19 protein-coding genes and 1 pseudogene are annotated in these 21,092 nt (G+C 64.4%); 11 read left to right on the top strand and 9 right to left on the bottom strand.

Annotated features, from left to right (window positions below; genetic code table 11):
• Positions 1–167 precede the first annotated feature (167 nt).
• From AC5WJ1_RS18200 to AC5WJ1_RS18180, 5 genes are all read left to right on the top strand, one after another.
• Entirely contained in the window at positions 168–1,388 is a 1,221-nt protein-coding gene (locus AC5WJ1_RS18200; protein WP_494476849.1) for a pyridoxal-phosphate-dependent aminotransferase family protein, read from the top strand.
• 121 nt (positions 1,389–1,509) lie between these two features.
• Positions 1,510–2,814, top strand: coding sequence for an MFS transporter (locus AC5WJ1_RS18195; protein ID WP_494476848.1), 1,305 nt, complete (start codon positions 1,510–1,512; stop codon positions 2,812–2,814).
• A gap of 93 nt (positions 2,815–2,907) precedes the next feature.
• Positions 2,908–4,434 carry an amidase family protein gene (locus tag AC5WJ1_RS18190; RefSeq protein WP_195431594.1) on the top strand — a complete coding sequence of 509 codons (1,527 nt, stop codon included), beginning with the start codon at positions 2,908–2,910 and terminating at the stop codon, positions 4,432–4,434.
• Between the two features lie 114 nt (positions 4,435–4,548).
• Positions 4,549–5,997, top strand: coding sequence for an MFS transporter (locus AC5WJ1_RS18185; protein ID WP_494476847.1), 1,449 nt, complete (start codon positions 4,549–4,551; stop codon positions 5,995–5,997).
• Between the two features lie 94 nt (positions 5,998–6,091).
• Positions 6,092–6,856, top strand: coding sequence for a fumarylacetoacetate hydrolase family protein (locus tag AC5WJ1_RS18180; RefSeq protein ID WP_494476991.1), 765 nt, complete (start codon positions 6,092–6,094; stop codon positions 6,854–6,856).
• A 126-nt stretch (positions 6,857–6,982) separates the two neighbouring features.
• On the opposite strand, the pseudogene AC5WJ1_RS18175 reads toward AC5WJ1_RS18180, so the two are convergent.
• A pseudogene (locus tag AC5WJ1_RS18175) lies at positions 6,983–7,144 on the bottom strand (DUF3562 domain-containing protein); the annotation flags it as partial.
• 506 nt (positions 7,145–7,650) lie between these two features.
• Between AC5WJ1_RS18175 and AC5WJ1_RS18170 the strand changes: the two are divergent.
• A complete protein-coding gene (locus AC5WJ1_RS18170; protein ID WP_133095173.1) occupies positions 7,651–7,908 on the top strand; it encodes a hypothetical protein in 258 nt (85 codons plus the stop codon).
• A 165-nt stretch (positions 7,909–8,073) separates the two neighbouring features.
• Positions 8,074–8,304, top strand: a complete 231-nt coding sequence (locus AC5WJ1_RS18165; protein WP_133095172.1) for a hypothetical protein — start codon at positions 8,074–8,076, stop codon at positions 8,302–8,304.
• Positions 8,305–8,327: 23 nt separating this feature from the next.
• Here AC5WJ1_RS18165 and AC5WJ1_RS18160 read toward each other — a convergent pair whose 3' ends face one another.
• Together AC5WJ1_RS18160 and AC5WJ1_RS18155 are read right to left on the bottom strand one after the other, a co-directional pair.
• Entirely contained in the window at positions 8,328–9,866 is a 1,539-nt protein-coding gene (locus AC5WJ1_RS18160) for a CYTH and CHAD domain-containing protein (protein ID WP_167884565.1), read from the bottom strand.
• A 244-nt stretch (positions 9,867–10,110) separates the two neighbouring features.
• Complete coding sequence (locus tag AC5WJ1_RS18155; protein WP_135703818.1) at positions 10,111–10,797, bottom strand: GntR family transcriptional regulator; 687 nt, start codon at positions 10,795–10,797, stop codon at positions 10,111–10,113.
• Positions 10,798–10,889: 92 nt separating this feature from the next.
• Here AC5WJ1_RS18155 and AC5WJ1_RS18150 point away from each other — a divergent pair, with 92 nt between their 5' ends.
• On the top strand, positions 10,890–11,642 hold the full coding sequence (locus tag AC5WJ1_RS18150; RefSeq protein ID WP_133095169.1) for an SDR family NAD(P)-dependent oxidoreductase: 753 nt from the start codon (positions 10,890–10,892) through the stop codon (positions 11,640–11,642).
• 13 nt (positions 11,643–11,655) lie between these two features.
• Positions 11,656–12,849 (top strand): acyl-CoA dehydrogenase family protein, encoded by a 1,194-nt coding sequence (locus AC5WJ1_RS18145; RefSeq protein ID WP_135703819.1) that lies wholly within the window; start codon positions 11,656–11,658, stop codon positions 12,847–12,849.
• A gap of 301 nt (positions 12,850–13,150) precedes the next feature.
• On the opposite strand, the gene AC5WJ1_RS18140 is transcribed toward AC5WJ1_RS18145, so the two are convergent.
• Entirely contained in the window at positions 13,151–13,591 is a 441-nt protein-coding gene (locus AC5WJ1_RS18140; protein WP_135703820.1) for a GNAT family N-acetyltransferase, read from the bottom strand.
• A 480-nt stretch (positions 13,592–14,071) separates the two neighbouring features.
• On the opposite strand from AC5WJ1_RS18140, the gene AC5WJ1_RS18135 reads away from it, so the two are divergent.
• Positions 14,072–15,358 (top strand): MFS transporter, encoded by a 1,287-nt coding sequence (locus tag AC5WJ1_RS18135; protein ID WP_135704028.1) that lies wholly within the window; start codon positions 14,072–14,074, stop codon positions 15,356–15,358.
• 31 nt (positions 15,359–15,389) lie between these two features.
• Here the strand turns inward: AC5WJ1_RS18135 and AC5WJ1_RS18130 are convergent, their stop codons facing one another.
• The 5 genes from AC5WJ1_RS18130 to AC5WJ1_RS18110 all read right to left on the bottom strand — a co-directional run bounded on the left by AC5WJ1_RS18130 (position 15,390) and on the right by AC5WJ1_RS18110 (position 19,718).
• Positions 15,390–16,772, bottom strand: coding sequence for a DUF1329 domain-containing protein (locus AC5WJ1_RS18130; RefSeq protein WP_434034668.1), 1,383 nt, complete (start codon positions 16,770–16,772; stop codon positions 15,390–15,392).
• 78 nt (positions 16,773–16,850) lie between these two features.
• On the bottom strand, positions 16,851–17,834 hold the full coding sequence (locus AC5WJ1_RS18125) for an NADP-dependent oxidoreductase (protein ID WP_494476846.1): 984 nt from the start codon (positions 17,832–17,834) through the stop codon (positions 16,851–16,853).
• 15 nt (positions 17,835–17,849) lie between these two features.
• Positions 17,850–18,728: an SDR family NAD(P)-dependent oxidoreductase gene (locus tag AC5WJ1_RS18120; RefSeq protein WP_135703822.1), complete on the bottom strand. Its 879-nt coding sequence runs from the start codon at positions 18,726–18,728 to the stop codon at positions 17,850–17,852.
• Entirely contained in the window at positions 18,725–19,384 is a 660-nt protein-coding gene (locus AC5WJ1_RS18115) for a Dabb family protein (RefSeq protein WP_494476845.1), read from the bottom strand. The genes AC5WJ1_RS18120 and AC5WJ1_RS18115 overlap by 4 nt, the downstream gene beginning before the upstream one ends.
• Positions 19,374–19,718 carry a hypothetical protein gene (locus AC5WJ1_RS18110; RefSeq protein WP_133095387.1) on the bottom strand — a complete coding sequence of 115 codons (345 nt, stop codon included), beginning with the start codon at positions 19,716–19,718 and terminating at the stop codon, positions 19,374–19,376. The genes AC5WJ1_RS18115 and AC5WJ1_RS18110 overlap by 11 nt, the downstream gene beginning before the upstream one ends.
• A gap of 311 nt (positions 19,719–20,029) precedes the next feature.
• On the opposite strand from AC5WJ1_RS18110, the gene AC5WJ1_RS18105 reads away from it, so the two are divergent.
• Positions 20,030–20,992 carry an AraC family transcriptional regulator gene (locus AC5WJ1_RS18105; protein ID WP_135704030.1) on the top strand — a complete coding sequence of 321 codons (963 nt, stop codon included), beginning with the start codon at positions 20,030–20,032 and terminating at the stop codon, positions 20,990–20,992.
• Positions 20,993–21,092: the final 100 nt, after the last annotated feature.

Here is a 21,092-nt window from a genome sequence, read left to right as displayed (position 1 = left end):
TGCGATTCTAGCAGACACATCACGGAAACTCAAAAATCCGCGTAATTCCCGCGTAAACCCTTGTACTACCGGGTTTATGGCGGGTAAACGCTAGCTCGGACAGGCCGATTTCTCACGATTTCCTCTGCTAAAGTATTTTGCATTCAAAACTCAATCGGAGGAGTCAAATGCTCAATCTCAACTTCCATCCCGCTGGCCGCCACTTCCTGCAGATCCCTGGGCCGAGCCCGGTGCCCGATCGCATCCTGCGCGCCATCAGCTACCCGACCATCGATCATCGTGGGCCGGAATTCGGCGCGCTAGGCCTGAAGGTGCTGGATGGCATCAAGAAGATCTTCAAGACCGAACATCCGGTGGTGATCTATCCGGCTTCGGGCACCGGGGCCTGGGAAGCGGCGTTGTCTAACACCCTGAGCCCCGGCGACACCGTGTTGATGTTCGAGACCGGCCATTTCGCCACGCTGTGGAAGAAGATGGCCGAGAACCTCGGCATCCGGCCCGAGTTCCTTGGCTTGCCAGGCGTGGAGGGCTGGCGCCATGGGGTGCAGGCCGACATGATCGAAGCCCGGCTGCGCGCCGATAGCGCGCATGCGATCAAGGCCGTGTGCGTGGTGCACAACGAAACCTCGACCGGCGTGACGTCGGATATCGCCGCCGTGCGCCGCGCCATCGACGCTGCCGGACATCCCGCGCTGCTGCTGGTCGACACCATCTCGGGGCTCGCGTCGGCCGACTACCGCCATGACGAGTGGGGCGTGGACGTGACCGTATCGGGCTCGCAGAAGGGCCTGATGCTGCCGCCGGGCATCAGCTTCAATGCGGTGTCGCCCAAGGCCATCGAAGCGTCTCGCACGGCCCGGCTGCCGCGCAGCTTCTGGGGCTGGGACGAGATCATCGAGATGAACCGCACCGGCTACTGGCCCTATACGCCCAGCACGAACCTGCACTATGGCCTGTCCGAAGCCCTCGACATGATCCTGGAAGAGGGGCTGGACAACGTCTTTGCCCGCCATCAGCGCCTGGCCGAAGCCTGCCGCCGCGCAGTCAAGGCTTGGGGCCTGCAGATCCAGTGCGCGGACCCCGCCGTCTACAGCCCGGTGCTGACCGGCGTGATGATGCCCGACGGCATCGATGCCGACGTGGTGCGCAGGAACATCTACGAGCGCTTCAACATGTCGCTCGGCGCCGGCCTGGGCAAGGTCAAGGGCCGCATGTTCCGCATCGGCCATCTGGGCGACTGCAACGACCTGACGCTGATGGCGACACTGGCCGGCTGCGAAATGGGCCTGAAGATCTCTGGTGTGCCGGTTGTCGCTAGCGGCACGGCTGCCGCCATGGACTATCTCGCCGCGCACACCACGCCGCTGTCGCTCCAGGCTGCTGCCTGACGCAGCCACCTCCATCCGGGGCGGGGGCGGGCGCAGCGCATGCGCAGCGCCCCCCCGCCAGGCTGATCGCAACGGATCAGCACAGCACTGCCGTACCTGACAAAAAAAGAGAGGAGACGCTGTGGATACAACCCTGCAGGCAGGAGAAAGGATCAGGTCGTTCGAGGACGCGACCTATCGCAAGGTGAGCTGGCGGCTGGTGCCATTCCTGATGGTCTGCTTCCTGATCGCTTATCTCGATCGTGTCAACGTAGGTTTTGCCAAGCTCCAGATGTCGCAGCAGCTGGGCTTCAGCGAAACCATCTACGGGCTGGGCGCCGGTATCTTCTTTATCGGCTACTTCCTGTTCGAGGTGCCCAGCAACCTGGCCCTGCACAAGTTCGGCGCCAAGGTTTGGATCGGCCGGATCATGATCACGTGGGGGATCCTTTCCGCGTGTTTCGCCTTCGTGCAGACGCCAGCCCAGTTCTACACGCTGCGATTCCTGCTGGGGTTGGCCGAAGCGGGCTTCACGCCAGGCATCGTGTACTACCTGTCCTGCTGGTACCCGTCGCACCGGCGCGCCAAGATCATGGCCATCTACTGCATGGGATCGCCGCTGTCAGGCATCATCGGCAACCCGCTCTCCGGCTACCTGATGGGAAGCATGGCCGGCGTGGCCGGCTGGGGCGGCTGGCAATGGATGTTCTTTATCGAGGCGGTGCCGGCGGTGTTGCTGGGATGCTTCTGCTTCTACTACCTGGACAACTCCATTGCCAAGGCCAAGTGGCTGACCGGCGAGGAGAAGCAGGTCCTCGAGCTGGCCAAGACCGAGGATGTCAAGGCGGCGGACCCGCAGGCACGCGTCGGCAAGGTCTTCACCGATCCGCGCGTCTGGCTGATCAGCCTGATCTGCTTCTGCTATGTCACGGGGCAGTATGGCATCACGCTCTGGTTGCCCACCTTCATCAAGTCCACCGGGGTCAGCGACCCGTTCCATATCGGCTTGCTGAGCGCGATTCCTTACATGGCGGCGATCGTCTCGATGTATTTCTTCGGGCGCAGTGCCGACAAGCATCGCGAGCGCCGCTGGCACCTGATCATCCCGTGCATGATGGGTGCGATCGGCTTCCTGGCCTTGCCCTGGGTGATGCACAACACCGCGCTGTCGCTGGTGTTCCTGTCGATCGCGGCAGCCGGCATCCTGACCTGCACGCCGCTGTTCTGGTCGCTGCCGACGGCCTTCCTCAGCGGCGCGGCGGCAGCCACGGCCATCGCCATGAGCAACTCGATCGGCAACCTCGCCGGCTTTACCAGCGGCTACATGATCGGCTACCTGCGCGACGTGATCCAGAGCGGCAACAGCGCGTACTACATGATCGCCGGGATGCTGCTGCTGGGCGCCTTCTGCATCTGGACAATACCCGCCCGGCTGGTCAACCGATAGCCAGGAAAAGCGGGGCGCCGGCACCGTGCCGCAGCCCCGCCTCTCGCTCACTTCGCCAACCTTTCGCGCCCTTGCCGGCGCATGGATCCCCTCATGACAAATTCATATGAACCGGTGCCGGACGGGCCGGGCCAGCACGCGCCGTTCAGCGTGGTGGAAGCCACCGTTGCCGATGCGCATGCCGCGATGCGCGACGGCAGGCTGACGGCGCGCCAGCTGGCCAGCGCATGCCTGGACCGCATCGCGGCCTATGACCAGCACGGTCCCGCCCTGCGCAGCATCCTGCAATGCAATCCGCACGCGCTGGACGAGGCCGGACGGATCGACGCCCAGGCCGGGCGCAATCCGGCGCAGGCGCTGGCGCCGCTGCACGGCATCCCGGTGCTGGTGAAGGACAACATCGAGTGTGCCGGCATGGCAACCACTGCCGGTGCCGCCTGCCTGCGCGACAATTTCTCTACCGACGATGCCTTTGTCATCCGCCGCCTGCGCGAAGCGGGCGCGATCGTACTGTGCAAGACCAACCTGCACGAGTTGGCGTCCGGTGGCGAGACCGTCAGCACCTTGTCCGGCCAGACCCTGAACCCCTATGACCTGACACGCACGCCCGGCGGCTCCAGCGGAGGCACCGCCGCCGGCATTGCCGCCAGCTTCGGCTTGCTCGGCATCGGCACCGACGGCGTCAACTCGATCCGCTCGCCGGCGTCGGCAAATGGCCTTGTCGGCCTGCGTCCGACCATGGGACTGATCAGCAGGGCGGGGCTGGTCCCGTGCGGGCTGACGCAGGACACCATTGGCCCGATCACCCGCACCGTCGCCGACACGGCGCGGCTGCTCGATGTCATTGCCGGCCATGACCCGGCCGACCCTGTCACCAGTGCCGGCGCGCCCCACATTCCGGCGAGCTATGCCGCCAGCCTTGACCGCGACGGACTCAAAGGCGCGCGGATCGGCGTATTGCGCCACTTCTTTGGCGACCAGGCGGTGCACCGTCCTGTCAACGCAGTCATGCAGGCGGCGCTTGCCGTTATCGCTGCCCAGGGGGCCGGGCTGGTCGCAATCGAAGACGCCATCAGCCCGGACGAGTTGCTGGCCACCACGCTGGTGCACCACTACGAAATGGAGCGCGATCTCGACGCTTACCTGCAGCGCATTTCATCAAGAGTGCCGGTTCGTTCCATGAAGGACATTATCGCCGCGGGCAATGTCCATCCGAGCGTGGCGGGCACGCTGGATACCGCTGCCGCGCTAAGCGGGCGGGAAGGGGAGTACCGCGAGCGCCTGCAGCGCCAGCAGGCATTGCGGGAGAGACTGCTGGACCTGATGGCGCGTCATCGGCTTGACGCGCTGGTGTTTCCGCACCAGCGCCGCCTGGTCGTGCCGGTTGGCGAGACCCAGGCAGAGCGCAATGGCGTGCTCGCGTCGGCCACCGGATTTCCGGCCATTGTCATTCCGGCCGGGTATTCGCCGCCGGACGGCAATGCACCCCAGGGGGTGCCGGTCGGGCTGGAATTCTTTGGCCGCCCCTACACGGAACCCGTGCTGATACGGCTCGCCTATGCCGCGGAGCAGGCCTTGCGCGCCCGCCGGCCGCCGCAATCGACACCCGCCCTGGAATAGCGGCACGCGTCGGAACGAAGTTTTATCGCTGCTCTGCAAACGCCGGCCAGACATGGCGTCGACCAGGTCGCGGGCACACCGCGACGACTACCTCGATACGAGGAGGAGACAAAGATGGGCGCAGAAACCGTAGTTCAATCGCCGAATTCCCCACAGCAGCACGAACTCGACCGGGCCATGGACGGCATCGGCGTAACGGCGTCGCACAAGAAGATCATTTTCCTGATCATGCTGGGGGTGATGTTCGACGTGTTTGAACAGAACGCCGTCGGCCTGATCGGGCCCATGTTGCGAGAGCAGTGGGGCATATCGGTCGCCGAAATCGGCTTCCTGAATACCCTGACCTTCAGTGCTGCCGCGCTCGGACGCATCGGCTCCGGCTATATCGCGGACCGCTACGGCAGGCGCACCATGCTCAGCGCCAACCTGCTTCTGTTCACGCTGGGCGCCATCATCTGCGCGCTGGCACCGAACTATGGCGTGCTGGCAGCGGGCCGCTTTATTGTCGGCATCGGCCTGGGCGGCGAGATATCCATTGCCGTGACCATGCTGGCCGAACTGTGCTCGACGCGATTCCGCGGCACCGCGGTGGGCATGGTCAGCGTTGGCAGCGGCGGGCTGGGCAATATGCTCGCACCGGCGTTCGGCCTGGCCGTATTCGCCATGTTCCCGGGGCCGGACAGCTGGCGCTGGCTGTTTGCCTGCCTGGTGCTGCCGGCGTTCTTCGTCGTGTTCTACCGGCGTTTTATCCCGGAAACGCCACGCTTCCTGCTGTCCAAGGGGCGCGTGGACGAAGCTAACCGGGTGCTCTCCGTCCTCGCATCCGGCCGCCTGGGCAAGCTGCGCGGCGAGCCGACATCCTATATCAAGGCTGCGGTGCACGATGACGCCCCGCGCACCAGGGTGGGCCTGAGCGATATCTTCAAGGGCCGGCTGGGGCGCCGCACGATCGCACTGGGCATCGCGGTATCGATGACCTATGGCGCGCAGATCTCGGTGCTGACGCTGATGCCGACCATCCTGATGTCGCAGGGCTACACCATCTCGAAGAGCTTTCTCTTTACGATGGTGATGCAGAGCGGCAGCCTGTTCGGGGCGCTGGCGGCGTCATACTGTGGCTACCATTTTCCGCGCAAGCGTGTGCTGACGTTCGGCGCAGGGCTGGCCTGCGCGGCGGGGCTGTGCTTCGGCTTCCTGACGTATAACGTAGCGCTGGTGCTGCTGTTCGGTGCTGCCTTTACGTTCTGCGTGGTGTTGCTGAATACCTCGATCTGGATTTTTGCGCCGGAGCAGTATCCGACCCACGTGCGTGCATTCGGCACTTCACTGATCCTGGCCCTCGGCACGCTGGCGGGAGCGCTGACGCCGCTGATCAGCGGCCGCGTGTTTGAAAGCTACGGCGTTGGCGGCATGTTCAGCATGCTCGCTGCGATGTATGCGGTGTTCGCGCTGAGCGTGCAGTTCGCGCCTGAGACTTTCGGGCGTGCGATGGGCGAGACGGCCGCCGATGATGAAATCGGCACGGCAGTCGGCGAGAGCGCAGCCAGTGCAAGCAGGTTGTAAGGGCGGTCCGTTCCCCCCAGCGTGCGCTGTGGGCACGCTGGGGCGAGCGGCTCCTCGTCCGATGTTTATCATTCTCAATGAGACCCTAAAAGGCATGAATTCATCCAACATTGACCGGGTTGCGCAGGCGCTGCTCTCCGCGCGACGCGAGGGCCGTTGCGCCGACGCGGAGCTTTTCGCCACCGCGCTTGAAAATGCGGACCAGGCCTATGCCGTTCAGGCGATCGTGGCGCGAGCGCTGGCCTGGGAAGACGCCGGCACCGCGTACTGGAAATCAGGAGGCGCCTCGCGTGACGCCACGCTGACGCATGCGCGGCTCCCGCCAGCCGGCGTCTGGGCCAGTCCCGCGCAGTCCGGCGACTGGCCATTCACATGGCGCGGCATCGAGGCCGAAATCGCGCTGCGGCTCGGGGCCAGTGTCGACGCGGCGCAAGCTGCCGGTCTTGACTACGCCGGCGCGGCGGCGCTGGTTGACGCAATGGCGGTGTCCATCGAGGTGGTCGATTCGCGCTGGCAGCAAGGCCTCGCGGCGCCGGCCCTGCTGAAGCTTGCCGACTTGCAGTCCCATGGCGCACTCGTGCTCGGGGAGTGGCAAGCCTATGCAGACCGGGACTGGGCAACGCAGCGTTGCCGGGTAAACATCGGCGCCGAAGCGATCGAGCGCCGCGGCACCCATTCAATGGGCGATCCGGCTTACGGACTGCTGGCGTGGCTGCGCCATGTCACGCGAGAGGGGCGGCGCGTGGAGGCTGGTACGGTTGTCACCACCGGCACGTGGGTCGGCATCCTTCCGGCGTCCGAGGGCGACCTCGTGACCGCCGAGTTCGAGGGCATCGGATACGCTTCGGTCCGACTCTGAAGAGGACTGGCTGTGGAATGCGCCTCCGGGCGGCAACAGACTGCCTGGCGGCCTCTGCGTGCGGGCAGGCTCTCGCTCGGGCGAGCCTTGGCTCTCCCGCTCGGGATCTGCCTGACGAAGCAAAGCAACTGCGCGCTTTGCCGCAAATAGCGACAGGTAGATATGAACTCGCGCATCCGCCCTGAGTTCCAGCAGTGCCGCGAGGTAGCACTTCTTCACAACTTCAACAGGGAAGCCCGTCTTGAGTGAAATGCTCGCGACAACCTGATCGTCGTCCTCTGCCCTCATAGTGCCCCCTCAGCCTCGTGACACTTGCTCACGCGGCTAGCGCTTGACCCGGCCCGTGTGGGCGTCCGCCTGGCGGAGCGCCTCGTGACTCTACCCGGTCGTTGCAGTGCAGCACCGTTCCAACAACAGTGAGCGGGCGGCCCGAGGCCGATGACACCCTTCTGGCAAGGCTGCATCGGGGACCCGACTTGCCTGGACGAAATATTAGGTTCGGCCAGAACAACTGTCCACCTGACATTCGTCCCTGGGCCAGGCAACTTGCGCGAACAGCTGTACGAGCACGAGCCGCGCCGCACCTTACTTCTTCGGGAGTGGCTCCCGCCAGGCCACAATATGCTAACGTTAAACCATACGATAGCCGCAGGGGGCAACGGGCAGCGACCGCTCTGGTCGCGCATGCCTGTTCGGGCGGCTCCCCCAGGTTATCGATCCGTTCAAGGAATCAATGCTGAGCCGGAGTCCGCCCCGCGTGCTGGCGGACTCTATTTGCGCCAGCAGGACAAGTCATGATGGAAAGCCACAGGCGCGCTGGCTACTATGAGTTCAAGGCTTATACCCAGCCACTAAGCAACGGCAAGCACCAGGGATTCGTGCTTGTCCGTCAACACACGATGGTGGGAATGCAGCAGTCAGTCTTTCGTGCGGGACGGCCGTCGATGGCGGAAGCGGATGCCTTTGCCCTGGCCGAAGCCCGCGTGGACGATCTTATCGTCCTGATCGGCAGTGGCCGGCTGCCAAAAGCAACGCTGGTTCCACCTGGCTGACGAACGCAGCCATCGAGCGCTTCGCGGTGCAATGCACAAATTGCGCAAGGAGCCAGTGCAACGAGGTACACGCCCGGCACAAATTCTTGCCTGATGCGACGTTCCCGGATGAATGTGAATAGAGCTGTCGTAAGCCAGGACAAATGACAGGGAGCCGTGAAGCCTATGTCCAAGACCATCAAGAAGCGGTATCTGAAAGCGCTCAACCGGCGCCTGAAAAAGGAGTCGGCAGGCAGGTTCGACACGGTTTTCGTCTTTTATCCACTGGGCGCGAAGCCCAAGAAGGCCACGGGCGTCACGGCCAGTGGTCCTGCCGATCCGCAGGTCCTGGCCGTCATGGACGCAGTCCAGGCCCGTGTGTTCGCCAAGTTTGAGAGTTCGGAAAAACTCGCGTAGGCGGAATGCCGGCCGTGAAACCGTCAATGTCGTCCGACTGGTCGGCCTGTGCTCCGGAAGCGCTTCCACAGCTTTCGCTGATTGTCCCGATCGTCGGCCACGCGTGCCGCCAGGAAACCGCGCGCGTAGCTCGCGCCGGCGGAGGCCTTGCGATGGTGCTGCTGCAGATGGCCTAACAGGCCATCTGCCACCGCCATATCGTTGCCCCATCCCAGGTCATCCTGCAGCTTCGCCAGCACGCGCCGATACGGATTCAGGCGCTTTTGCCTGAAGAGGTCGGCGAAGAATTCGGCAGCGTAGCGCAGCTTCTTTGCCGCGATCCTCGCGCGGTGGCGGCGATGGGCATCGAGCTTGTGAAGGCCTCGACCCCGGCGCGCGAGCTTGCGATGACGCTTGCGCAGGACGCGATCGGCGAGCACGGCAGCCGGCCTGCCAAGCTGTTTGCGTGTGTCGTCGGACGCATCGCGCCATGGGGTCGCCGTGATCCAGTGATCGAGCGCAAGGGCGACCCGTGCGTAGCGCGGCGACTGTACCGCGGCTGTCGCCTTGGCATGGCGGGCCTTCGCGATCTCGGCCGCCGCCGCTTTGGTTTCCGCCATCTGCTCGCGCTTGTCCTTGCCTGCGTCAACCTGCGGCAGCGTCGAATGCGCCAGCACATACCAATCCCGGGATTCACCGAGTTCGTCGGCGATCCACTTCACTTCATCGGCGAGCGCTGCCGGCAGCGTGATCACATCGTCGAACATGTCGAGCGCGGAACGGAAGCGGCGCAGTCCCACCCGCATCTGATGCACGCCTTCGGGTGAATGTCCCGTGGCTACCAGCGGGGCATTGGCATGTACCTGGTCCAGGCAGCTCTGCAGTATCTTGCAGATGGCCTCCTCTACCGTGTCATTCCTTTTCAGTGCGATCGGCCGTGCCTTGACCGCCGAGCGGTCGCCAGATACCAGCAAGTCGTAGCCGCGGTCGCTCTTGCTCTGCATGCTCAGGCTCATCGGTAGCTTGTCGATGAGTCGCAGCCCGAGTTCGCTAAGGCGCCGGGGCTCGCCCTGCTTGAGTTCCAGTTCAAGCTCGGAGAAGGTGCGGGCCTGCGCCGCCGCTGTGATTTTCCCGCTGTCCAGCGCGAGTTCTATCTCCTCGCCGCTTTCCAGCTTCAGCGTCCACAACTTCCGTGTGACCGTGCTTCGGAAAATCGGAACCAGCTGATCCGGCAGCGAGCCGTTCTTTAAGAGATGAGAGAGTGCTGAAGACTTCGGCACTGCAGCCCGCAAGGCCTTGAGATCGGGCTTCGTCTCTTTCAGCGCGGACTCGTACTCTTCGCGCTCGAAGAATCCGCCGCGCCGCTCGCCGGACGACTTGAGGGTCTGCGTGATCTGGTCGCCATTGCGGCGGACACGCAGATCGGCTCCGTTTCGCCGCAGGAGGAAGTCCGGAGTGTCGAAGTATTCGCTCTCCAGAGCCTGTTCCTGTTGCGAATCCGGTTCCACATCCAGGAGCGCAGGTAATTCGCGCATGGCAGCGCCCTGATTTGCCGCCAGTTCGAATTTCAGTTCCTTCTCCATGGTATTGCTCCTTGTACAGGACGCTTCCATTACTGAGTGGGCGGCCGTCCGGGTCCTGCATCGGATTGCCCGATCTGCGCGTTCTTGTCCGCGAAATGCCGGTTCCCTTGGCCTCGTGGCCGTACTGTGATCAGTTGGTCGGCGCAAAAATCGTGCCGTCAGGCGGCACGCGGCGCTTCGCAGCGAACCAGGACGAACTACGGCAAGTAAGCGGGAATCCAGCGGGCGATTGGCGGATGCCCGGCTACGCGGAAAGTTCGGCCAGTATCGCCTGCCGCACGTTCCTGACATGCGCCACCCCGGTGGCTTCGGCCTCGTCCGGCTCGCCTGCCAGCACGGCCGTCGCGATGCGCCGGTAGTCCGCCAGCCGCATCTGCTGGAGCGACGCGAGCCGATGCTGGGCGTGGACGATCGGCATCTGGATGGTGGGAAACAGGCGAATCAGCTCGCGGTTGCCGCCCATTTCCAGCAGCGTCCGGTAGAACTGCCGCCTCGCGCCCGCAAATGCCGCGGTAGCGTGCGCTTTTTCCGCGGCAGCCAACTGCTGAACCGTGGCGCGCAGAGCCTGGGCATGGTTGCGATCGGCACAACCGCGGGTTGCCGCGCGTGCCAGCAGTCCCATCATGCGCTCCGCCACGTCGAGAACATCCAGGGTGTCCTGCATGGTCAGCCGCCGGATGACCGCGCCGCGATGGCGGGGCAATTCGACGATGCCCTCGGCGGCAAGCCGCTGCAAGGCTTCCCGCACGGAATTGCGGCCAACGCCGAATTGCGTCACCAGATCGGTTTCGACCAGCCGTTGGCCGGGCACGAAGCTGCCGAGCTCCAGCCCGCCAATGATGCCGAAAAAGACGGTGGCGGAGGCGCTCCGGTCAGGCTCGCCGGTGTCGGCAGGCGGGGAAGAAGGAGGGAAAGATGTCGCAGGCGTCACGCGGGCATTCTAACAGCAAGCTGTCGGACGTTGACATGGGATGAAATCATCCTACAATCTGATCCTCATATCCAATGGATCGGGAGACAACCGTGCAGGACACATTGCTGGATCTTCGGGGCAAGCGCGCGCTGGTGACAGGCGCGTCGGGCGGATTGGGCGCGCATTGTGCGCAGGTCCTGGCATCGCGCGGTGCCGAGGTGGTGCTTGCCGCGCGCCGTACTGACGCGCTGAAAGCCGTCGCGGAAAAGATCGGAACGGATGCGCGCCTGCAGTGCGTGGCGCTCGACGTCACCGACGGCGCTTCGCGCGCGGCACTCGTGCGCGATATCGAGCCCGTTGACATCCTGATCAACAATGCCGGCCTGGTGCGCGAGGGCGCGGCGCTCGGGCACGCCGAGGACGATTGGGATGTGGTGATGGACACCAATCTCAAGGGGATGTTCTTTCTCGCGCAGGCGCTGGTCCCCGGCATGCGCGAACGCGGCGGTGGCAGCATCGTCAATATCGCCTCGATCCTGGGGCTGCGACAGGCGGGCGGCGTAGTGTCCTATGCTGTCTCCAAGGCCGGCGTGGTGCAGCTCACCAAGACGCTTGCGCTGGAATGGGCGCGCTACGGCATCCGCGTGAATGCCCTGGCCCCCGGCTATATCGACACCGACATCAACCGGGACTTCTGGCAGACCGATGCCGGCAAGGCGCTGATTCTGCGCATCCCGCAGCGCCGGCTCGGGCAACAGGAGGACCTCGACGGGCCGTTGCTGCTGCTGGCCTCGGATGCGTCCCGGTACATGACGGGCACCGTGATCGCCGTCGACGGCGGCCATCTGGTCAATACGCTGTAAGGAGACCGACATCTTGCTCACCGACTATCCCACCGAAAGAAGCCGCAGCATCGGCGAGCGCGTCGAGCGCTTTGTCCGCGATGTGGTCGTGCCCTACGAGCGTGACCCGCGTTGTGAATCCCATGGCCCATCGCCGGAACTGGTTGCCGAACTGCGTGACAAGGCGCGCGCCGCCGGCGTCATGACGCCGCATATCCTCCCCGACGGCTCGCACCTGAGCCAGCGGGAGACCGCCGCGGTGCTCATGCGCTCGGGCTTGTCGCCGCTCGGGCCGGTTGCCGTCAATACGATGGCGCCCGACGAAGGCAACATGTTCTTGCTGGGAAAGGTGGCCACCCCGGCGCAGCAGCAACGATTCCTGGCGCCGCTGGTCAGCGGCGAGGCGCGTTCCGCGTTCTTCATGACCGAGCCCGCGGAGGACGGCGGCGCCGGTTCGGACCCGTCGATGCTGCAGACCACGGCGGTGAGGGATGGCGACGAATGGGTGATTCGCGGCCGCAAGAAATTCATCACCGGTGCCGAAGGCGCAGCCGTGGGCATCGTGATGGCGCGTACGGGAGATGGCGAGCGTGCGCAGGCCACGATGTTCCTGGTCGATCTGCCACACCCGGCCATCCGCATCGAGCGCCTGATCGACACCATCGATAGTTCCATGCCCGGCGGACATGCGCTGGTCGTGATCGATGACCTGCGCGTGCCGCACAGCCAGGTGCTGGGCCAGGCGAACGAGGGCTTCCGCTATGCGCAGGTTCGCCTGTCGCCGGCGCGGCTTTCGCATTGCATGCGCTGGTTCGGCGGCGCCGCGCGGGCGGACGAGATCGCACGCGCGTACGCGACCACACGCAAGGCTTTCGGCAAGCTGCTGATCGACCATGAAGGCGTCGGCTTCATGCTGGCCGATAACCTGATCGACCTTCAGCAGGCCGCCCTGATGATCGACTGGTGCGCGGGCGTGCTCGACGGCGGTTCGTCGGGGACCGCGGAAAGCTCGATGGCCAAGGTGGCCGTCTCGGAAGCGCTGTTCCGTGTGGCGGACCGTTGCGTGCAGATCCTGGGGGGGATGGGCGTGTCACGCGACACTATCGTCGAGCAGATCTTCCGCGAAGTACGAGGGTTCCGGATCTACGACGGCCCGACCGAAGTCCACAAATGGTCGCTGGCCAGGAAGATCAAACGCGAAACCCTGGGTGCGTCGCAAGCTGGCTGACCGGCTACGCCGGCGGCGCGCGATGCGGTAGTCGTCGACCCAGGCAATCGACGCCCTGGTAGCGCGATATCCCGTAGCGCGCCGGCCGAGCCGAAAAAATCCTTCAATGAGGTGCCATCACCTTTTTCCCGCAGTGGGATGCTGCGAAAGAGATCGAGAAATGTGCCATTCGTTTGGCCGACGCAGCAACCTGAGGCGGCCAGGCGGGGAGTGTCGCCGATTATGTTCGCCGGCCTGTCGCGAACCGCGACACTGGAAATCCGGAACAGGGCCGGGACAATTGATCTGCCTGCGCGAAAGTCTATTTCAATTCGCATTGCATGCAGACTCCCGCTGGCATCCCCGGCGACGTCAGGGTATGCGAATTCCGTACACTGACGGGCAGGGAGGTCGTAGCGACGAGGGAAAAGCCGTAACGAGAAAAGAAGCCGGGGCACTTTGCGGTAGCAAGGACTGCGCGTTCGCAGCCCTCTGCACGTGCCCGCACCAGAACGGCAGACACCAGGTGCTTGGCAATACCGCGATCCCTATATCCGGGCAGTACCGCAACTGAACAGACGACTATGACTTTCGCGTGCCGCTCCGCTCCGGCGCAGGCGACAATGCGCCCGTCCATTAACGCAATGTGGAACATATCCGGAGACCACGATGCGTTCTGCGTCAATCCACATTTGTCTAGCACCGTGGTAATTCCAGGCAGGTCCGCAGTGGTGGCGGATCGGATCTGTAAGGCTCTAATCATTGCTGCACCAGCGCCCGTCGAAGCGTTTTCTTCGTAATGCGCTTACTTAATAGACATCGGTTCCACAATACCGTCGCGTAGCTGTTTTGCCTACGTGTCCGAAATTCGCCAACAAGAAAGCGAGGGTAATTCCCTAAAAGGGATACATTTAAGGCGATTTGTTCGCCTCTCGAAGCCTTGTTGGCAAGCCCGTGGCACCTCCGACTTTGGAGTCGAAATAAGCACACCATCGGCCGTGGTGTGCGGAAGGCCGCGCTCGGTGGCGATTAGGTCGCGCAGCGTCGGGCGTTCGGGCCTGGCTAGCGCACTATCCTTGCAAGGACGACGCCACCCCAGATCCGGGAGCTATTGGCCGGGAGCTGTTGTCCACGCTGATGGCGAGGACCCGGCCGACGCCGGACTGAAGATGTGGCTTTGCGGGCAGTTCTCGCCGGCAATCCGGCAAGGATCGAATTTCCAGTCTTTCGCTGCGCTCCGATGATGCCGGCCGCTTCCGATCACGATGGCCCCGAGGACAATAGCCGGACCCTGCTGTACTTCGGCTGGCTGACGTTGATTGTCCATCTGGCAACGCCGGCCGGCTACCTGATTGATATCCAGGCGTCGTACCTGCTCAAGAATGAGTTGCACGCGACGGCGACGGAGATCTCGACATTCCGGCTGGTTACCGGAATCCCCGTGTACATCGCATTTGCCTTTGGCCTCGCGCGCGATCACTGGAATCCGCTGGGTTTGCGCGACCGTGGCTTCTTCCTGATTTTCGCTCCCATCACCGCGGCGGCATTCGTCTGGATGGCGTTTGCGGGCATCTCATACACTGGACTGCTCGTCGGGATGCTGCTGGCAATGCTGTCGTCCCGGTTTACCGCCGCCGCCTACCAGGGGTTGATCGCGCTGGTGGGCCAGGAAAAGCTCATGTCCGGGCGCCTGAGTGCGCTGTCGAACGTGGTCAGCTCCGTTCCCGTCGTGGCGGGTGCGTTCGCTTCCGGGTACGTGTCCGATCATCTTGCGCCGCAAGAGGCCTTCTTGCTGGTGGCGATGGTCACTTTGCTGATTGCGGTGTTCGGGCTCTGGAATCCCGCCACCGTCTTCGGTAATACGTACGACAAGCCGCAAGCCAGGCGCGCGGATTTCGTCGGGAATGTCAGGCGGCTGGTGAAGCATAAGGCCGTCTATCCGGCGCTGCTTATCTGCTTTCTGTGGAACTTCGCGCCAGGGGCGGCCACACCGCTGCAGTTCTACCTGGCCAATGAACTGCATGCATCGGATTCCGTCTACTCGTACTACAACGGGATCTTCGCTGCCGCGTTTATCCCGACATTCCTGCTGTATGGCGTGCTATGCAAGAAGGTATCGCTGAACAAGCTGCTGTGGTGGGGGACGATCGTCGCGGTGCCGCAGATGATTCCGTTGGCATTTATTCGGTCAGCCGATCTCGCGCTGGTATTGGCGGCACCAATAGGGCTGATGGGCGGGCTAGCCACGGCGGCATACTTCGATCTTGCGATGCGGTCGTGTCCACCGGGCCTGCAAGGGACCCTGATGATGCTGGTCGATGGTGTTCTCGCGCTCTCGGCGCGCGCCGGCGACCTGTTGGGCTCATGGATCTATAACACCGGCGCAGCGCACGGCTTTACGTGGTGCGTGATCGCAACTACGGTCGTGTACGCACTGATCCTCCCCTTGATCCCGCTGGCGCCGAAGGCATTGATCGCTACCCGGGACGGCGAAGCCAATCCGGAGGCTGCGGCCGACGCCAATGGCTAGCCGCAACCGGCAGGGCTTTCTGACCGGGGCGTCAGTGTCCCGCCCCCCGGATCGAATCCGGGGAAAAATACGCTTCGCCAAACTGCGGGCTGCTGTTCAGGCGTACCGGCTTCCCTTCATTGGTCAGCCGATCCGCCAGATAGGAGCCGGCCGTAAGGTCATGGTAGAACGCCACCGCCGGGTAGTAGCGCCGCGCATCGTAGGCGTAAAGCGACGATTGCATATTGGTTCGCCACAGCTGGCCGCGGGCATCGTAGTTGTCGGCAAGCACTGCCATCCAGGTGTCTTCATCCAGGTACAGCACACGCTTTGCATACTGATGCCGGAAGCCTGGCTTCAGTCTGGCTTCGAGCACCCAGGCACGGTGCAGTTCGTAGCGGACCAGTTCCGGGGTCGCATGGTTGGGGCCCAGCAGTTCGGCGTACCTGACGCCAGGATCGACCAGCTTGTAGTTGTGGTACGGAATATAGATTTCCCGCTTGCCGATAATCTTCCACTCATAGCGCTCGCCGGAGCCGTTGAACAGGCGATCGTCGTCCACCGTACGGAAGCCGCCCGGCCCCAGCGGCTGGTCAAAGCCGAACTCGGGTGCCTGCCGCACCCGGCGCGTGCCGGGATTGTATTGCCAGGTCCTGGCCGTATCCGAGCCTTCGCGATCCCAGAAGTTGTGGGAGACGATGATATTGCCGCGCTCGCGCAAAGGCAGTTCGGTTTCCACGCGGGCGAAGGTCCGGTTGATCAGCGGCGAGCCTTTTTCAAACGCGGCGCCGTTGACGGGTGACCAGATGTCATATTTCCACTTGCCCCATGCGATCTTGCCGTCGCGATACACCACTGCCTGGTCGTAGACGGCTGATTCTTCGGCAATGGCGGAAGAGAAGCGGAGATTCCACATCAGCTCCAGCCCGCTCTTGGGCACAGGAAACGGCGCGGTGGGCGGATAGTCCTTGAGGCCGTTCGCGTCCGTCGTCAGCTGCGTCCTGGCGGCGTGGTGCTGGATCGCCTTGTAGACGGCATCGCCATAGCGGAAGTCACGATGGCTGGGGTAGATCGCCATCCTGAATGTCGTCGGGTACAGCCTGAACATGGCGAGCTGCCCGTCGCTCAGGTGAGCACGGTATTGCTCCACGTTCTGGGCCGTGATCACCGCCAGCGGTTGTTCCGACGCGTAGGGGTCAGGGTAGGTGTCGCCTGGCCGGAAAGTCAGGCCCGCGGGCGCGGCCTGCCATTTTCCGCTCCACGCGGGGATGCTGCCGTCCTTGTTGGCGGACCGTTCGGCACCCATCGGCGTGAGCGGGCCGTCCAGGCGCCTGACTTCGTCGGGCGTCATCGCGGCAAGGGAAGGTGCGTTCAACTGTGAGGCCGCTAGCACCGCACCGGCTATCGTGCACAGCACTAAGGTCTTGCTTTTCATTATCTCTCCTCCGATTTCAATGGCGTGATGGTCGTGCGCCGGCATCGGGCTGACGGGCTGGCGCGGGACGGCCTGCGATCAGGCATTGCTCAGCTCGGCGATACGCAGCACCAGCTTGCCTGGCGCCTTGCCCGACTGGACCAGGTCGAGTGCGCGTCCCGCCTGTCCCAGCGGCAGGCATGCGATGCGAGGCGGCCGCAAGCGCTCGCTTGAGATCAGCGACGCGATCTCGCGCAGCCGCGCGCCGCTTGGCATCTTGCTGTAGGCCACTGCGGTACGCATGCCGCGCCGAGCGGCGTCGGCCGGATCCGGGCCGTTGTCGCCATTGACCAGTGTCAGGATGGCGACAAGGATGCCGCCGGGCCTGAGCAAGTCCATGCCGTTCGGCAGGGTGCCGCAGCCAACGGTGTCCAGAACCAGGTCGACACCAGCGGGCGCCCATGCCTGCATGGCGGCAGCGATGTCGCCGCGATAGTCGATCGCCAGGTCGCAGCCGAGCGCTCTCAGTTCGTCGCGGCGAGCCGCACTGCAGGTGGCAGCGGCAGTGGCACCGGCTGCGGTTGCCAGTTGCACAGCAAACGTGCCGACCGCACCGGCACCGCCATGCACCAGCACCGTCTGGCCTGGCTTGAGTCCGCCTTCGTCGAAGAGTCCCGTCCAGGCCGCCAGCGCCGGTGTCGGGGCGGCGGCTGCTTCGGCAAATCCCAGGTTGTCGGGGATCGGGACCACGCAATCCCGAGAGACCGAAACGTACTCTGCATAGGAGCCCCATTTGCCTGCGCCAACCTCCGTTTGCGCGAACACGCGCTGGCCCGGGACGAAATCCTTGACGCCTGTTCCCACGGCCGCCACGACGCCGCTGGCATCGAAGCCGAGCACGAACGGGAAGCGGTATGGCATGAAGCGGCTCAGATAGCCTTCACGGCATTTCCAGTCGGCTGGATTCACGCCGGCGCAAGCGACGCGGATCAGGATTTCGCCGGCAGCGGGTTCCGGCCTCGGGACGTCTGCAAACCTGAGTACGTCGGGTCCGCCGGTACGGTCAATGACGACAGCGCGCATGCTTTTCTCCATCGCTTATCTTGCGGACAGGTCTTCGTGGTTCAAACCAGGGTGTGCCCACGGCGGGATCACGGGCGGTGGCAGCGTGCCCTGGCCATCAAGCGTGCGAACGTTCAACCCGTGCGCCAGGGGAAAGTGCAGGCTATGGGCGATGTGGCCGGTGCGCAGGCGGGCTGGAACGCTGCAGAGTGCAAGCGCTGTTTCCGCCAGGTACTCCACCGGTTCGGTTGGATAGCCGTCCGGGATATAGCGCGCGCTGCCAGGCGTGCGGATCGCCGTGCTTGGGGCTACGGCGTTGACGGCGATATTCTCGCCCTCCAGTTCCGCGGCAAGGCCCTCGGTGAACCGGTTGATGGCGGCCTTGACCGCGGCGTACACCGTTACGCCGCCGGCGCGGTCAAAGTCTGAATACGGGTGTGAGGGCGACAGGGCGGTGACCGAGCCGAGGTTGATGATCCACCCCGCGCCGCGCGTGCGCATCAGCGGGATCGCTGCACGGCTGAGCATGAAGGGAATGCGCAGGTAGTGCTCAACCGTCTTGTCGAATACTTCCAGCGGCATAGCTTCGACGCGGCTGTATTCCGCCATGCCAGCATTGTTGACCAGGATATCGAGGCCGCCCGCCGCGCTTGCTGCTCGTGCCACGAGGTTGTCGCGCTGCTCGGGGTCCTCCAGGTCTGCCGCCAGTGCCATGGCACGGCCCCCTTGCTGCCTGATCCGGCCAACTGTCTCGGCCAGCGTATCGGTTTCGTCCTCTGACTGGCCTGCGCGGCGGGCCGTGGCAACTACCAGCGCGCCCTCGGCCGCGAAGCGCTGCGCGATGGCGCGGCCGATGCCGCGGCTGGCGCCGGTCACCAGCGCAATCTTTCCTGTCAGTTTCCCGTGTCCGGTCATGGCGCGTATTCCTCTGTGCAGTTGTGGTTGGCAATCAGGCTGGTTTCGATTGGGCAGAAGGCATGGGAGATCGCCTGGACTGTCCATTCGGGAAACTCGGGGTCGAACCACCGGTCGACGCGGCCCCAATGGAAGGGGTGCATCAGGTATTCGCCCAGGAGGTCCTCTGCGCTGGCGAACTCCTGCTGCCAGACGTGGGTCCATGTGCCGGGCGACAGGACGCGGGCAAGCCGCCAGTTGAGGATGCCGGGCATGTACCCAGGCATGCGCAGCAGGTCCTGCTCAAGGCCGCGGACCTGCCAGTCAGGTGCTTCGGGCCTGACCCGGAACATCAGCGTGCGCCAGATCCCCTGGCGCAACAGGGGCGCCCGCAGTCCGTCCGAGATCGGGCTGTAGGCCACGCGATCCACCTCTGCCAGGCCGTCCAGCGCGGCAGCCAGGCCGGGGTCGTGGCCGGGCGGGCAGGACGCCACCGGGTCGAACTGCAGGTCGAGCGTGTAGTCGCCAGCGCCCCAGCTTCCCGCCAGGTTCCGGCCAATCGCAACCTGGCGCAGGCCTGGCAGGGTTTCGATCCTGGCAAGCAGTGCCTGCTCCTGTGTATTCGCCCCGGTGCAGATGCCGGGGTGAATTCTTATCTGCGCTGTCTCATGCCGCATCGCATGGCTCCTTGCGCTGGGGCAGGCCACATGCCGCATCGGCCATCACATGGCGGCGGCGGGTATCGCACAGCGTGCTGACTGTTGACCAGAAGGCGAGGGCCGGAGCGTCGATGCTGGCGCGCATGGCGTAATAGGCTGGCGCATCAGCCACTTGCCACAGCAGCCACAACGTATTGGGTGCATCTTCCAGCGCCACCGGTGGCGAAACCCAGCGCTGCAGCAGCGCCAGGCCCCTGGCGGCGCTGCCAGGCAGGTACTGGCTCTCCAGCAGGCTCAGCACAGTGGCCAGGTGCCGGGGCGCGAGCACGATTTCATCGAGTATGTGGATCATGGTTGTGTCTCGCGCGGCGCAGGCAGGGTGCAGCGAGGCTGCGATGTCGGCGCCGCAGACTTGCAGGCGGAATGCGCGGTCATGGGTTTCCCGTGGGTTGTCCCGTATGGGCATGGCGTTCATGGCGTGGCAACCTCCATGGCCCATGGCCGTGCGCAACCTGTCGCGCGGGTGGAAGTGCCGGGATGATTATGGAAGGCCCCGCCGCACGGGATCCCTACCCGGACGATCAACAACCGCTACCGAAGCAATCAGGACAAGCAACCATGAATGCCTACATACCGGGGAATCCCGTACCTGTTCCGGATGGCATGGTGCTGCGCTTGCTGGACGAGTTGAAGCGGCAGGGCGTCGAGGTGCCGCCTGCCGCCGGCGCATCGGCGCATGCGCCGCCCGCGCAGTTCACCGCGCTCTATCGCGCCGCGATCGAGCAGCTGGAAGCCCTGGTCGCCAAAGGCAACGGCCACCCTCCGATGCGCAAGCAGGAAGTGGACTTGCTGTGCCGTTGCGTGTTGAGCAGCCAGACGCTAAGGGAAGCGATCCGCTGCGCGGCCGACTTCTGCGTGATGCTGTACCCGCGCGCCGGTTCGCTCAGCCTCGGGCAAAGCGCGGGCCAGGCGGTGTTCCGCATGGATTCACTGCGGCGCGCAGAAAGCTCTGCGGCTTGCCTGGTGGACCTGACCGGGCTCTTCTTCTACATGCTCCTGTTCGGCTGGCTGATCGGCCAGCCGATACGTCCGACCCACGTTTACCTGGCGCATCCCCGGCGTGAGGACGCCATGCCGTTCCTTGGCCTGTTCCATGCCGCTGTGACCTCAGGCGCCCAGACCTACGGATTCGAGTTCGATGAAGCCTTGCTCGACCGGCCGGTCGTGCGCCAGGCAGCGGAGCTCGATGCCTTCCTGGAAGACTTTCCTTACCGGCTGATCGGTGCGCCGGTCGAGGTCGTATCACTGAGCCAGCAGGTGCGTGGCATCCTGCATGCAGCGCTGGTACATGGCGCGCGACTGCCCACGCTCGCTGAACTTGCCGTGCGCTTCGATGTGAGCGAACCGACGCTGCGCCGCCGCCTCGCAGCCGACGGCAGCAGTTACCGGATACTGCGCGAGCACAACCTGCAGGAGTACGCCGAACAATGCCTGTGCACGACCAACTGGCCGATCGGCAGGATTGCGGAGCAGCTTGGCTTTGCCAGCGAGGAGGCGTTTCGCCGGGCGTTTCAGCGCTGGACCGGGCATGCGCCGACGTGGTTCAGGCGCGAGGGGAGAAGGTGAGGCGCTGGGGGGACAGCGCTCCGGGAGGCGCCGCAAAAAGCCGGCCCCGGTGCCCGAGGCCTCAGAACATGGCCCCCGAGGCATAGAATGTTGGTTTTGC

Source organism: Cupriavidus sp. MEYA8 (genome assembly GCF_059278825.1).
Note: the sequence above shows the minus strand (reverse complement) of the source record. Positions and strands in the feature narration are given on the sequence as shown.

What these genes read in the sequence shown, in the direction of transcription:
- AC5WJ1_RS18135 (WP_135704028.1), top strand. Translation starts at nt 14,072, where the DNA reads ATGCCGGCCGCTTCCGATCACGATGGCCCCGAGGACAATAGCCGGACC.
- AC5WJ1_RS18125 (WP_494476846.1), bottom strand. Translation starts at nt 17,834, where the DNA reads ATGCGCGCTGTCGTCATTGACCGTACCGGCGGACCCGACGTACTCAGG.
- AC5WJ1_RS18190 (WP_195431594.1), top strand. Translation starts at nt 2,908, where the DNA reads ATGACAAATTCATATGAACCGGTGCCGGACGGGCCGGGCCAGCACGCG.
- AC5WJ1_RS18120 (WP_135703822.1), bottom strand. Translation starts at nt 18,728, where the DNA reads ATGACCGGACACGGGAAACTGACAGGAAAGATTGCGCTGGTGACCGGC.
- AC5WJ1_RS18110 (WP_133095387.1), bottom strand. Translation starts at nt 19,718, where the DNA reads ATGATCCACATACTCGATGAAATCGTGCTCGCGCCCCGGCACCTGGCC.
- AC5WJ1_RS18130 (WP_434034668.1), bottom strand. Translation starts at nt 16,772, where the DNA reads ATGAAAAGCAAGACCTTAGTGCTGTGCACGATAGCCGGTGCGGTGCTA.
- AC5WJ1_RS18165 (WP_133095172.1), top strand. Translation starts at nt 8,074, where the DNA reads ATGTCCAAGACCATCAAGAAGCGGTATCTGAAAGCGCTCAACCGGCGC.
- AC5WJ1_RS18200 (WP_494476849.1), top strand. Translation starts at nt 168, where the DNA reads ATGCTCAATCTCAACTTCCATCCCGCTGGCCGCCACTTCCTGCAGATC.
- AC5WJ1_RS18170 (WP_133095173.1), top strand. Translation starts at nt 7,651, where the DNA reads ATGATGGAAAGCCACAGGCGCGCTGGCTACTATGAGTTCAAGGCTTAT.
- AC5WJ1_RS18180 (WP_494476991.1), top strand. Translation starts at nt 6,092, where the DNA reads ATGAATTCATCCAACATTGACCGGGTTGCGCAGGCGCTGCTCTCCGCG.
- AC5WJ1_RS18115 (WP_494476845.1), bottom strand. Translation starts at nt 19,384, where the DNA reads ATGCGGCATGAGACAGCGCAGATAAGAATTCACCCCGGCATCTGCACC.
- AC5WJ1_RS18160 (WP_167884565.1), bottom strand. Translation starts at nt 9,866, where the DNA reads ATGGAGAAGGAACTGAAATTCGAACTGGCGGCAAATCAGGGCGCTGCC.
- AC5WJ1_RS18140 (WP_135703820.1), bottom strand. Translation starts at nt 13,591, where the DNA reads ATGATTAGAGCCTTACAGATCCGATCCGCCACCACTGCGGACCTGCCT.
- AC5WJ1_RS18105 (WP_135704030.1), top strand. Translation starts at nt 20,030, where the DNA reads ATGGTGCTGCGCTTGCTGGACGAGTTGAAGCGGCAGGGCGTCGAGGTG.
- AC5WJ1_RS18185 (WP_494476847.1), top strand. Translation starts at nt 4,549, where the DNA reads ATGGGCGCAGAAACCGTAGTTCAATCGCCGAATTCCCCACAGCAGCAC.